The organism is Kosakonia oryzae (assembly GCF_001658025.2).
Taxonomy (GTDB): domain Bacteria; phylum Pseudomonadota; class Gammaproteobacteria; order Enterobacterales; family Enterobacteriaceae; genus Kosakonia; species Kosakonia oryzae.
Genome location: NZ_CP014007.2, coordinates 2312045 through 2323592, shown reverse-complemented (window position 1 = coordinate 2323592; position 11548 = coordinate 2312045). Strand labels below are relative to the sequence as shown.

The window sequence follows — 11548 nt, the reverse complement described above, 5'->3', positions numbered from 1 at the left end:
CATACTATTCAGTACGTTACTCTACGGCTGTCGCTTTGATCCACTCGGCAAACTTGCTCACGCGGGTGAACTGCTCTGCCGGAGCAATTAAGCTACGGGAAACCAGGCCCACGACATAGCGTTTGCCGTTGTAATCGGCATACAGTGGGCCGCCGGAATCGCCGCCCGCCGTACCGCTACCTGCACAGACATGGAAATCTGGATCCTGGTTGGTTGCCGGGTAGCCAGCCGGAACGTCGGTGCACATTTTATCCGGCAGAGCGACCATCGTTTTTTTATTCAGCACATTCGGGCGTACGCCATTTTCATTATCGCCAAAACCTACTGCCGTCAGCGGAATATTGGTCAGTGCGGCAGGCGGATCCTGTTCCGGGTTTAAACCGGCCAGCGTAGCGAAATTACTGCTGTTCGCCGCTCGGGACAGCTTAATCAGCGCAAGATCGTTTTTCGCCGTGCCACCAAGCGTTGTGGTGTCATAGTCAGGATGAACAATCACTTTCTCGATGGAAACCTGATCTTTCTTCACCAGCGGGGTGTAGCTTTCCATCCCTACCATGATACTCGCCGTGCTGGTATCAAAATGCGAAACACAGTGCGCCGCCGTAACCGCCCAGCGGGAGTTAACCAGCACGCCGCCGCAGACATGGCCCGCCACCGTCGTACCTTTGCTGATGGTAATAAAATCAGGGAATTCGCCGGCTATTGCCGTCGATCCGTTGACGATACGCGCAGCAGCCTCGCTGGCGGCAGCCGTTTGCATGGTCGCCATCGGCACGATAAACGCCGCCGCTAATGCAGCGGCAATCAGTTTTGCTTTCACTATTACATCTCCAGGATAAAAAGCCGCGCCAGCATCTGTAACTCCTTCAGCGCGATCAATTGAAATTATTCAGTGTAAAATGCCTGCTTATTCCCGAATAAAAATAAACAAAGAAAACACAGTCCGGGGAATATATAAATCAACAATCCTTCTGTAAATACAGACAGTTTTCTTATTTGCGGGAATATTCTCTAGCCAGGATGTTTTTTGTCATGGCGCTGGTGCGCAGCCAGACAGAATGAGCCATGAGTTGCGTGGTTGTTGGCAGGATAAACCGTCGTGTAATCAGCAGGATGAAAAGCAAAAAAAAGCCGTACTGACGGGATGAATAACATCAGTACGGCAAGTTAAAAAAATGCAGGTACTAAACTGTGCATATTCTCAAAGAGAAAGAGAAAGACAAAGATAGGCACGGGATGAAATATACTTAGTGACCAGTTCAAAGTAAATAGAGACACTTTTCCTTCTGCCCTGGAATATTCTTCATGGTTATTCTCAAGTCTGCCCACGATAGTGTTTATAATTGAGTTGATATTTTTCCAGACGTAATCCCAGCGCGCGTCGGGTCATATTCAGATAATTGGCTGCACGCGAGACATTGCCCTGAAATTTCGCCAGCGCTTCGGTGATCAGATCGTATTCCACCCGCGCCAGGCGCGCTTCCAGCCCTTCCTGCTCCGTCAGATGGTCGATAATGGGTTGCAGATGAATGGGCAGATGATAACTGTGAATAAACCCCTCATCCGCCAGCAATACCGCCCGTTCCATCACATTCTCCAGTTCGCGCACATTGCCCGGCCACGTATAGTTGAGCAGCATATTCAACGCCGGGGTGGCAATGGTCGGCACTTCCACGCCCTGCTCACTGGCAAAACGGGCGTTGAAATGGTCGGCAAGGATCAAAATGTCACTTCCCCGTTCGCGCAACGGCGGAATGGTAATGGGAAAGACATTTAAGCGATAGTAGAGATCCTCACGAAAGGTGCCCTGCTCGACCATTTCACTCAAATCCCGGTGCGTTGCTGCAAGAATGCGCACATTGACGCTCAGGGTTTCATTGCTGCCTACCCGCTCGAAACTGCGTTCCTGGATCACTCGCAACAATTTGGATTGCGCAGACAGCGATAACTCCCCTACTTCATCAAGAAACAACGTCCCGCCATCCGCTTCTTCAAACCGTCCGGCGCGCCGGGAGATGGCGCCGGTAAATGCGCCCTTTTCGTGACCAAACAGTTCGCTTTCAATCACACTCTCCGGCAGCGACGCGCAGTTAAAGCGGATAAATGGCCCGCCCGCACAGTGGCTGTTCTGGTGAATGGCGGTGGCAACACGTTCTTTACCGACGCCGCTTTCACCGAGGATCAATACGGTGGTGCGCGCATGGCTGACTTTCTCAATCAGCCGGTAAACCTGCTGCATGGTGCGGGAGTTGCCAATAATATTGGCCGGTTTGAATTTTTCCCCGCCGTGCAGCGCCGTATGCGTCTGCACTATTTTCTGCTGTGCGCGCTCAAGCAGATGCAGCTCCACAGCCTGCGCAATAATGGCGGCAATCACCCGTAACACTTCAAGATCGAGAAAACGGAGCTGCGCGTTGTGATAAATCCGTTCGATGCCGATGGTGCCCATCACTTTCAGCCCGCGAATAATCGGCACGCAGATAAAGGAGTGTTGTCCGTCGCGCTGGCGATCCCAACTACCGGTGCGGTTTAAAAACAGCGGATCGTCAGCAATGTGCGGCACGACAATCGGCTGACGTGTTTCAATCACTTTACCGGTGATCCCCTCGCCCGGCGCATAAACGCCCTTTTCGACCTCTTCCGGCGACAAACCATAACTCTCATGAATAAAAATTTGATCGCAACTGGCGTCATACAGGGTGATCATCGCGCGCTGCACCTGCAAATGTTTTTGCATCAGCTCCAGCACCAGCTTCAGCGTACTGTCTAAACTGCCGCCGGCGCTGACTACTTTGCTCACTTCAGAGAGCAGCGGCATAAGCTCGGATCGGCACTCACCGAGGCGGCAGCTGAATGACAGCGCGCCGGTCAGTACCGGCGACACGGTGTTCGCAGCAACGGCAGTTTTCTCATCGCGCATGATGTCTCTCCCGGTCAACAGGCCCGCAGGCAAACAGTGCAAAATCAGCGCCAGCACAACGTTATAAAAATCATCTGTAACAGATTGATTATTCAGCCCCAAAAAAACGCGCACTCTGCCACGCGCAAAAAAAGTGTTCCCCGGCGAACATTTTTGTCGTGTTACCGACATCAGGACGCCGTTTTTGTCACCACCACCCGCAGGTTGCCATCGTCCAGCGGCGTGCTGTGATACAGAAGGTGGTAGTCCGCAAGGCGGGCAAACCATTTCGGCACATGGTCACACAACAGTTCCAGCCGCGTGAACTCTTCACGCCCCAGCAGCGGTATCAGCAGCAGCTTCGCGGTGTGCGTATCATCAGCCCCGGCCTGTCGCGCAGCGATCAGATCGACATAAAATTCGCCGGGTTCAGCGCCAGGATGGACAAATGCCTGTGGCGGCAGCGTCACCGCTTCCGGCTCCATGGGTTGCTTCGCAATGGCGTCCAGCGCCGGTTCCGGCGCGCCCGTACACTGCCACAAAGTCAACCCGAGCCCATCGAACCAGGCGCGCGGCGCGCCCTGCACCTCGCGCGTGACGAAATGGCGACAGGCAGGTAGCTGCGCCAGCATTGCCAGCGTCTGTTCACGAAAAGCTTCAAGCGATGTACAGGACGACAAATCGAAAGCAATTTGTTGCGCAATCTGCCAGCGTCCGCAATCACGAGAAAACAGCGTCACCGTGCCGGGCGCGGTGAGCGGTGCCACCTGACCTTGCGGGTCGAGAAAAACCGCAATATTCATCTTTCCTCCGGACTAATAGCCGTGTTGTTTCCCCTTCATCGAAGTAATGTCAATGCGGATAACCTGGGTGGCTTTCAGGTTGGCGGCGGGAAAGTGGAACGTTTTGTCGCTGAAACGCGCCATCAGGCGGTGCAGCATGGTGACCTTTTCCGTCTCGTCGTCAACAAAATGGGTTTTACCGACGCCTATCACCGTGCGGTGACGCGCCTCAAAGTTGCAGGCCAGCTCATCTTCGATGATGCCGCCGTATTCAGACACCGCAAAGCAGATGTTGGCGTTTTGCCGCATGATGTCGATTTTGCTCCCGGCACGCGCCGAGTGAAACCACAGCGCCGTGCCATCCCAGACATAAAACACCGGCAGCAGAAACGGCATATCCGCGCAGGCCAGCGCGATATACATCACCCTTCCGGCCTGCAAAATCGCATCCAAAGCCTGAGGCTCGGTCAGTTCCCGCTCATCGCGGCGCATCTCGCCGTGCGGGTGCATTAGTGTCTGCTGGCTCATGATTTTTCCTCCTGCAGGCGTCGCTGTTCGCTGGCAATCAGCGCATCCAGCGACTGACAAACGCTGAGAATGCGCACTTTGTCGTGCTCATCCGGTGTACCGTGGTGATAGTCATCTACCGAGCAGATACCGAAAATACTGTCCAGCGACAAAATGCCGTCGCGCAAGGAGTTGCTAAACACGCTCTTTTGCGCGGCACTCGCCAGCAGACTGCGGTAGTTATGGTTAAAGGGCATATCGCCATGCAAGGAGCAGAGCGCAATCAGATAGCACTCCACGGCAATGGCCGCGACGTTAAATACCAGGCTGGCGGAACGGTTTTGCACCGCCAGCAGACTGGCGCGGCGATGGTAACCTTTCGCATAGTCGTAACAGCGGACAAAACGCTGTTCATCGGTCTCAAACAGGAGTTGCGCCATGGTTTTCTCCAGCCGGGGCGAGCCCCGGCGTTCAGGTCAGGCATTACCAGACATTGAGGATCCACTCTTTATTTTTCTTGTATTCCATATCGGTAAACAGCGTGTTCGCCATCTGCTCTGCCAGCCAGATTGCACCAGCGTAACCCACCACCGGATGGCGATAGTGCCCAGCGCGGTCGTAGGTGGGAAAGCCCACGCGCACCATCGGGATCTGGTTATCAATGGCGGTAAAACGCCCTTTCGAGTGACCGAGAATCAGATCCAGCTCCAGCTCACCTTCCGTAATGCGTTTTTCCATCTCCCACAGGTCGGCGTTGGTAACAATCTCCATCTTGTACTCCACCTGTTGCTGCAACGCCTGAATGCGCGGGTCATCGGCATAGGTGGCGTTGTCGTCACCCAGCAACAGCAGCACCGGTTTCATCTCCAGATCGAGGCAAAATTCCGCCAGCCCCACCACCAGATCCGGGTTGCCGTAGATCGCCACCTTTTTATCGGCGAGGAACATATGAACCAGATCGGTCAGCGCATCGAGGGCAATGCCGCGTTCACGCACCAGTGATTCAGGGATAGGTTTACCGGTGAGCGTTTTCAGGTTGTGCAGGAAAGTATCGGTGTTGCGAATACCAATTGGCGTCGGGCCAATCAGCGCCGGGACGTCAAACTTCTCTTCCAGATAACGCGCCGCTTTCGCCCCTTCGTAGCGGTTAAGCGCAATCGTGGCGCTGGCGTTCGCCGTACCGGTAAGATCGGCAATGGTGGTGTTGCCGTGTGAAACGGTATTGCCGGACGGCATCAGCGGCGAGTCAAAGGCTTCGATTTCAAACAGCACCGTGGCATCAATCGACATCTCATCCAGCAGATGTTTTAACGCCGTCACGTCACCGGGGTTCACCCAGCCAGTGATAAGGTTGATCTTGCCGTTCGGCTCGCTTTTACGGGCGAAATACTTAACGATATCGCGCACCGCCACGTCATAGCCGCTGATCATACTGCCGACAAAACTCGGCGTGTGAATCGGGATCAGATGCACTTCGCGCCCGGCGTATTTCTCTTGCAGCAGGCCATTGTTGAGCTTTCGCACCACGCCATCGACATCATCACCAATAACCTCTGTCGAACAGGTGGTGATAATCGGAATCACTTTGACATGCGGGTAACGCATCAGCAGCACATCTACCGCCTGTTCCACACGATCCAGCGCGCCAAATACCGCGCCATCTTCATGCACCGAGGAAGAGGCAATTTCGAAGCTCTCTTTCAGATGCTGGGAGATCAGCAGACGCACGAACATCACGCATCCCTGCCCGCCATGCACAATACCAATACAATCTTTAATGCCGATGCTGACATACTGCGCCCCGGCGGGCTGGCAGGTAAAAATTGGGTTGATCACCCCGGTGCGATCTTTCGCTTTCAATTCACAAGACATGCTCACCCCCTTCAGTAACGCTGGTCGGTCAGTTCGGCATTCAGCGAACCGGTGATGGTCAGATAATCCAGCCGCTGGTGCAGCGCCTCAAGCAATGCGCCGATTTCCGCCCTCTTCATGCTTTGTAGCCAGCTAAAGCGGGTTCGGTACGCATCGGCCAGCACCACGGCGTCGGCCCAGTAACAACGGTCAGCAGGGTTTGCCAGCTCGACCTCCTCGCCACATAACAACTGGCGGGTTTTCCCCAGCACGCCCGCGTTCTGCTTCTCACGATCCCAACTGCGGGAGTGAAACTGCCACAGACAGTGCTTCATGATGTAATCCACCATCAGCTCTACTTGTTCATCCTGCGTCATACGGCCTCCTGACGGCGGGCAGCATCGGCGGAAAAATCCGGGTATTCGCGCTGGCGCAACTTGCTGACGCTGTCGAAGCCGCCGCTGTATTCGCGCAGTTCGCTGTTATTGCGTACTGCGTCGTCAAGTCCGGCATCCGACAGCATGCGGGCGGTGGCGAAGCCCTGGCCAACCGGGATCTCCTGCTGGCTGATATCGAGCTGCGCCAGTTGATGGATCGGTGAATAGATCGCGTTGTAAATATCACGGGCGAAACGCACCCAGCCTTCAAAACCTTTGTACGGCCCGTTGTGATACGCATGGGCATTGAGGTATGGCACGCGGATTTTTTTCGCCACTTCGCCGGGACGTTTACCGGTGAAAATGACATCTGGCTTCAGTTTGTACATCGCTTCCAGCGACTCCAGTTCATTGGGATCGTCAATAGCCAGCGCGCCGGGTTCGCAGCGAGCGATGCCTTTTTCCATATCCCCCTGATGACCAAACTTGGTGTAGACCGACACCACCTCCACGCCCATCTCCGCGTGGATCACATGCGCCCAGTGCCAGAGTTTGGAGCCACCAGGCCACAGGCATACTTTTTTGCCTTTCAGGCGTTCTTTGTACCAGTCCAGTTCCGGTTTCCAGCGGGCAATCTCTTCATCAATAATCGCCTGCGCCCGATCTTCAATGCCGAAAAACAAGCCGATTTTGCGCAGCGATTCGGAGAGTGGGCCGAAGCCAAAACCGTCGATATCGAGGCGCGGTATGCCGTAACGCACCCGCAATTCGTTGCAGATATATTCCGCCGAACGTGCACACTCCAGCACATTCAGATGGGCTTTATGCATCGCCCGCAGGTCGTCATAGGAGCCGTTGCCGGTAAAAGTCGACAGCACCTGGATCCCCATGCGTTTGAAATAATCGACCATCACCTCCTGGTCACCCTGAATGTTATATTCGCCAACATAGTTGATGACATAATCGCTGGTGATCGTCGGTTCGACCGTGCCAACTTTTTGGTTTATCCATGCGATATTAATTTTATGGTGGCCGCCCGACTGGCTTGGGCCAGCAAATCCCGGCGAGTTACAGACGAAAATATCTACTTCCGGGCGTTCATCCATTACTTCCTGCGCAATAGCGGCAATATCATCACCGATTAATGCCGAGGCGCAGGTTTGATAAATGGTCATCCGTTTAATATCTGGATGAGCGTCAAATGCTTCGATGATATTGTTCTTGAGGACTTTCTCAGCACCAAAAACAATATGCTTCTCTTTCATATCAGTCGCGAAGGTATATTTAAGCTGGAAGTTATCGTTATCGCTAATATAACGTTTTGTCTGCCAGGTGTCGTACGTGCAACCGACCGGGCCGTGGCTAATATGAATCACGTCTTTCATCGGCGTGCCAATAACATGCTTGGCCCCGCAATAGGCGCAACCGCGTTCGGAAATCGTTCCCGGAATGGTATTTAAATACCCCAGCGGCAGCGCGGAGGTGATATCTTCATCCGCGCCTTTAACGACGGCATGCTGTTTACGCTCGGGAATGCATTTACTGCAATCAAACTCATGATACGGCATAACTAATCCCCCTTCCGGGAATGACTGTAAAATAACCGGACGAATTAATCGCTCAGACCATATTTAACGACCATTTTTTCCAGCTGATCCATGGTCAGCGGATGGGGGATCACCAGGTCGGTATTTTCAATGATCTTGCGTCCCAGTTCGCGATACTCCTGCGCCTGGTTAGCTTCCGGGTCAAATTCGGTGACGGTTTTCTTGTTGAACTCCGCTTTCTGCACGATGTTGTCGCGCGGCACAAAGTGGATCATTTTTGTGCCGATCGCTGCGGTAAACTCTTCGAGAAACTCTTTTTCACCGTCCACATTACGGCTGTTACAGATAATTCCGCCAAGACGGACGCCGCTCTGTTTGGCGTATTTCACCAGGCCTTTACAGATATTATTTGCCGCATAAATTGCCATCATTTCCCCGGAAGCAACGATATAAACTTCCTGTGCTTTACCGTCGCGGATGGGCATAGCGAAACCGCCACAAACCACATCGCCGAGTACATCAAAAAAGATAAAATCGAGATCGTCGGCGTAGGCTTTATTATCCTCCATCAGATCGATAGCGGTAATTACCCCACGTCCTGCGCACCCCACGCCTGGCTCCGGGCCACCGGATTCAACACAGCGGATATTAAAGACGCCGGTTTTCACCACCATATCATTGGTTATTTTCTCGGCCCCCTGATCGCGCAGAACATCCATTAGTGTCTCTTGCGGTTTACCGCCAAGAATAAGACGCGTGGAGTCAGCTTTCGGATCGCAGCCATGAATAAACACTTTTTTACCGTGGAACCAGGCCAGAGCCGCCGCCGTATTTTGTGTGGTGGTCGACTTGCCGATCCCTCCTTTGCCATAAATAGCCAGCTTACGTGTCATGATATTTCCTCTTGATGAACAACATTGCGAAAGTGTGTTTGCAAACAGGCAAGAGGAAATTGCAAAGCGGAGGCCAGCTTATCGCCAGTGGTAAAAAAATCGGGTTATTAACTGAAAGTATTACGCTTATTTATTTTTCGCCCGGGTGGCGGGCGAAATATCCACGAAAGAAAGTGTTCCGCGGCGAACTTTCCCGCCAGCAAAACGTTCACGAAAGTGAAATTCAGTTAGCTTGCGAGCGGCGCTAACCAGCGGCTAATCACCTGCGAAAGCGCAGCGGCCAGCGCCGGGCTGTATTGCGCGGCCTGCTCGCGAAGCTGACGCGGATCGATACCGGCATGACTCAGTTCACTGGCGTGGCCTACCAGCCAGCCTTCAAGCCCGATAGCGCTCACCTCCGGATGAAACTGCAATGCCAGCGCATGCGGCGCATAGAGAAAGGCCTGGTTATCGCAGACCGCGCTGCGTGCCAGATGGCTCGACCCCTGCGGAATGGCAAACCGGTCACCGTGCCAGTGCAGCACCGGCAGATCCGCCAACGGTGCCAGCAGATCGCTGTGTTCCCCGGGCGTGAGGGTCAGCGGCGCATAGCCGATTTCCGTCACGCCCATTGGCGCAACCTCCGCCTCCAGCGCCCGCGCGATGAGCTGCGCGCCAAGACAAATACCGAGTACCGGTTTGCCGTGCGCCAGCCGCTCACGAATATGGCGCAGCTCGTCGTTGAGGAACGGATAAATCGCTTGTTGGTACGCGCCGATCGGCCCGCCCAGCACCACCAGCAAATCGGCGGCCTGCGGATCAAGATGGGCAAATGACTCAACCGGTGTGTCGATATAGCGGCATTCGTAACCGAGCGAATGCAGGGTATCGGCCAGCGTGCCTAAATCTTCAAAGGGGACATGACGGAAAGCAACAGCCGTTTTCATTACAACTCCTTGCAGGTTAAAGGCGGGAAGAAAACCATCGTCAGCCGGAAGCCCCCGGGTTGTCAATGCGGAGGATGTGGTTATTGCTGGGGCAAAAACGCAATAGCGATCGCGGTTTTTATTTTTTACGCGCTATTTTTTGTGATCAACTTCAAACAAAAAAGATATAACGTACAGAAATGCAAAAAGAATCGGCTTTGTTATGCAAATGCACATTGTCTGTCCCTGGCGATACTCCTAATCTCTGCCTGATGAATAATGATCGGTAAAGTCATTGTCACACTAACGGAGTAAATAAATAGCATAAGACGTTTCTGCAATGTTAATAGTGAATGCACTTCAGTAACGCCTGCTGGAATGAATTCATATTAGCATTTTTCGATTTCATTTAAGTTTAAGGTGGTTTCTCATGAGTCAAGTTAATAATCTTGAGGGCGTTCTGCACGCCAAAAAAACGAATGTCAGATGGCATATCGTTATTATCCTCTTCATTATTACTGCGGTGAGCGTCGGCGACCGTTCGACGCTGGCGATTGCCGGTAAAGATATGTCTGCCGCGCTTGGCATTAACCCCGGCCAGATGGGCTGGGTATTCTCCTCATTCGCCTGGGCCTACTGCCTGGCGCAGATTCCTGGCGGCTGGCTGCTTGACCGTTTTGGGTCAAAAAAGGTTTATCTTTGCGGCCTTTGCATGTGGTCCATTTTCACGCTGCTGCAAGGCTGCGTGGAGATTTTTCACGGCTTTGGCGCAATTATTTGCTTTACCATTTTGCTGTTTCTTGTCGGGTTGTTTGAAGCGCCGGTGATGCCAGGCAACAGCCGTTTTGTTGCGGCCTGGTTCCCGTCAAAAGAGCGCGCCACCGCTGCGGCAATATTTAACTCCGCGCAATATTTCGCTACGGCTATTTTCGCGCCCATTATGGGCTGGCTGACGCTCAATTATGGCTGGCAATCTATTTTTATCTTTATGGGTACGCTGGGGATCGTTATTACTTTTGCTGCGGCGAAAGTGGTACATAATCCATTAAATCATCCGCGTGTGAATAGCGAAGAAATTGAGTACATTCGCCAGGGCGGCGCGCTGGTGGATATGGATCAGAGCAAAATTAAAACTGGCCCGACATTTGACTTTAGTGCATTTAAACAATTAATCACCAACCGCATGCTGCTTGGCGTCTATCTGGGCCAATACTGTATTAACGTTTTAACTTTCTTCTTTATTACCTGGTTTCCACTCTATCTGGCGATGGAAAAAGGGCTGGATATCAAAACCGTCGGCTTTATCGCCGCGATCCCGGCTATTTGCGGCTTCCTCGGCGGCCTGACGGGCGGCGTGATCTCCGACCGCATTCTGCGCATCACTCAATCACTGTCGATTGCCCGTAAAACGCCCATCGTGCTCGGCATGCTGCTCTCGATGGTGATGGTGTTCTGTAACTATGTGGACTCGATTTACCTGGTGGTTTTCTTTATGTCGCTGGCTTTCCTCGGGAAAGGCATTGGCGCGTTGGGCTGGGCGGTGATGTCTGATACCGCGCCAAAAGAGATGGCCGGCGTGGCGGGCGGTTTCTTTAACCTGTGCGGTAACTTCGCCGGGATTATCTCGCCGGTGGTGATTGGCTACATCGTGAAAGCGACCGGCCATTTTGAGTGGGCGCTGGTGTTCGTGGCGGTCCATGCGCTGATTGCCATCTTCAGCTTCGTGGTGATTGTCGGTCCGATTAAGCGTATCGAACTGAACAAAGTAAAAGCGCAGTAAGCGGTGC

12 protein-coding genes are annotated in these 11548 nt (G+C 53.3%); 2 read left to right on the top strand and 10 right to left on the bottom strand.

The genetic code is table 11. From position 1 onward, the window contains the following. Nucleotides 1-16 precede the first annotated feature (16 nt). The 9 genes from AWR26_RS11130 to nifH form a co-directional block, all read right to left on the bottom strand. Entirely contained in the window at nt 17-820 is an 804-nt protein-coding gene (locus tag AWR26_RS11130) for a S1 family peptidase (RefSeq protein WP_064565826.1), read from the bottom strand. Nucleotides 821-1315: 495 nt separating this feature from the next. Beyond that, a complete protein-coding gene (locus AWR26_RS11125; protein ID WP_082934145.1) occupies nt 1316-2920 on the bottom strand; it encodes a sigma-54 interaction domain-containing protein in 1605 nt (534 codons plus the stop codon). Between the two features lie 170 nt (nt 2921-3090). Further along, nucleotides 3091-3702: a Fe-only nitrogenase accessory AnfO family protein gene (locus tag AWR26_RS11120; RefSeq protein WP_064565823.1), complete on the bottom strand. Its 612-nt coding sequence runs from the start codon at nt 3700-3702 to the stop codon at nt 3091-3093. 12 nt (nt 3703-3714) lie between these two features. Further along, entirely contained in the window at nt 3715-4209 is a 495-nt protein-coding gene (locus AWR26_RS11115; RefSeq protein WP_064565821.1) for a pyridoxamine 5'-phosphate oxidase family protein, read from the bottom strand. After that, nucleotides 4206-4628, bottom strand: a complete 423-nt coding sequence (locus AWR26_RS11110; RefSeq protein ID WP_064565819.1) for a hypothetical protein — start codon at nt 4626-4628, stop codon at nt 4206-4208. Before AWR26_RS11110 ends, AWR26_RS11115 begins: the two co-directional genes overlap by 4 nt. Nucleotides 4629-4671: 43 nt before the next feature. Then, nucleotides 4672-6060 (bottom strand): Fe-only nitrogenase subunit beta, encoded by a 1389-nt coding sequence (gene anfK / locus AWR26_RS11105; protein WP_064565817.1) that lies wholly within the window; start codon nt 6058-6060, stop codon nt 4672-4674. 11 nt (nt 6061-6071) lie between these two features. After that, complete coding sequence (anfG, locus tag AWR26_RS11100; RefSeq protein ID WP_064565815.1) at nt 6072-6416, bottom strand: Fe-only nitrogenase subunit delta; 345 nt, start codon at nt 6414-6416, stop codon at nt 6072-6074. Next, nucleotides 6413-7984: a nitrogenase iron-iron protein, alpha chain gene (gene anfD / locus AWR26_RS11095; protein WP_064565813.1), complete on the bottom strand. Its 1572-nt coding sequence runs from the start codon at nt 7982-7984 to the stop codon at nt 6413-6415. Before anfD ends, anfG begins: the two co-directional genes overlap by 4 nt. A gap of 44 nt (nt 7985-8028) precedes the next feature. Beyond that, entirely contained in the window at nt 8029-8856 is an 828-nt protein-coding gene (gene nifH, locus AWR26_RS11090) for a nitrogenase iron protein (protein ID WP_035888626.1), read from the bottom strand. A 14-nt stretch (nt 8857-8870) separates the two neighbouring features. On the opposite strand from nifH, the gene AWR26_RS11085 reads away from it, so the two are divergent. Further along, on the top strand, nt 8871-9104 hold the full coding sequence (locus AWR26_RS11085) for a hypothetical protein (RefSeq protein ID WP_139227896.1): 234 nt from the start codon (nt 8871-8873) through the stop codon (nt 9102-9104). Here AWR26_RS11085 and AWR26_RS11080 read toward each other — a convergent pair. Continuing rightward, the gene (locus tag AWR26_RS11080; RefSeq protein WP_064565811.1) at nt 9084-9782 is read right to left on the bottom strand and encodes a glutamine amidotransferase; all 699 of its coding nucleotides are present in this window, start codon (nt 9780-9782) and stop codon (nt 9084-9086) included. The genes AWR26_RS11085 and AWR26_RS11080 overlap by 21 nt on opposite strands. 409 nt (nt 9783-10191) lie before the next feature. Here AWR26_RS11080 and AWR26_RS11075 point away from each other — a divergent pair, with 409 nt between their 5' ends. After that, nucleotides 10192-11541 carry an MFS transporter gene (locus AWR26_RS11075; RefSeq protein ID WP_064565809.1) on the top strand — a complete coding sequence of 450 codons (1350 nt, stop codon included), beginning with the start codon at nt 10192-10194 and terminating at the stop codon, nt 11539-11541. The last annotated feature ends 7 nt before the right edge of the window (nt 11542-11548 follow it).

Coding starts and splice junctions, on each gene's coding strand:
- AWR26_RS11085 (WP_139227896.1), top strand. CDS start 8,871: ATGAACAACATTGCGAAAGTGTGTTTGCAAACAGGCAAGAGGAAATTG.
- anfD (WP_064565813.1), bottom strand. CDS start 7,984: ATGCCGTATCATGAGTTTGATTGCAGTAAATGCATTCCCGAGCGTAAA.
- AWR26_RS11115 (WP_064565821.1), bottom strand. CDS start 4,209: ATGAGCCAGCAGACACTAATGCACCCGCACGGCGAGATGCGCCGCGAT.
- AWR26_RS11120 (WP_064565823.1), bottom strand. CDS start 3,702: ATGAATATTGCGGTTTTTCTCGACCCGCAAGGTCAGGTGGCACCGCTC.
- AWR26_RS11080 (WP_064565811.1), bottom strand. CDS start 9,782: ATGAAAACGGCTGTTGCTTTCCGTCATGTCCCCTTTGAAGATTTAGGC.
- anfK (WP_064565817.1), bottom strand. CDS start 6,060: ATGTCTTGTGAATTGAAAGCGAAAGATCGCACCGGGGTGATCAACCCA.
- AWR26_RS11110 (WP_064565819.1), bottom strand. CDS start 4,628: ATGGCGCAACTCCTGTTTGAGACCGATGAACAGCGTTTTGTCCGCTGT.
- AWR26_RS11075 (WP_064565809.1), top strand. CDS start 10,192: ATGAGTCAAGTTAATAATCTTGAGGGCGTTCTGCACGCCAAAAAAACG.
- AWR26_RS11125 (WP_082934145.1), bottom strand. CDS start 2,920: ATGCGCGATGAGAAAACTGCCGTTGCTGCGAACACCGTGTCGCCGGTA.
- anfG (WP_064565815.1), bottom strand. CDS start 6,416: ATGACGCAGGATGAACAAGTAGAGCTGATGGTGGATTACATCATGAAG.
- nifH (WP_035888626.1), bottom strand. CDS start 8,856: ATGACACGTAAGCTGGCTATTTATGGCAAAGGAGGGATCGGCAAGTCG.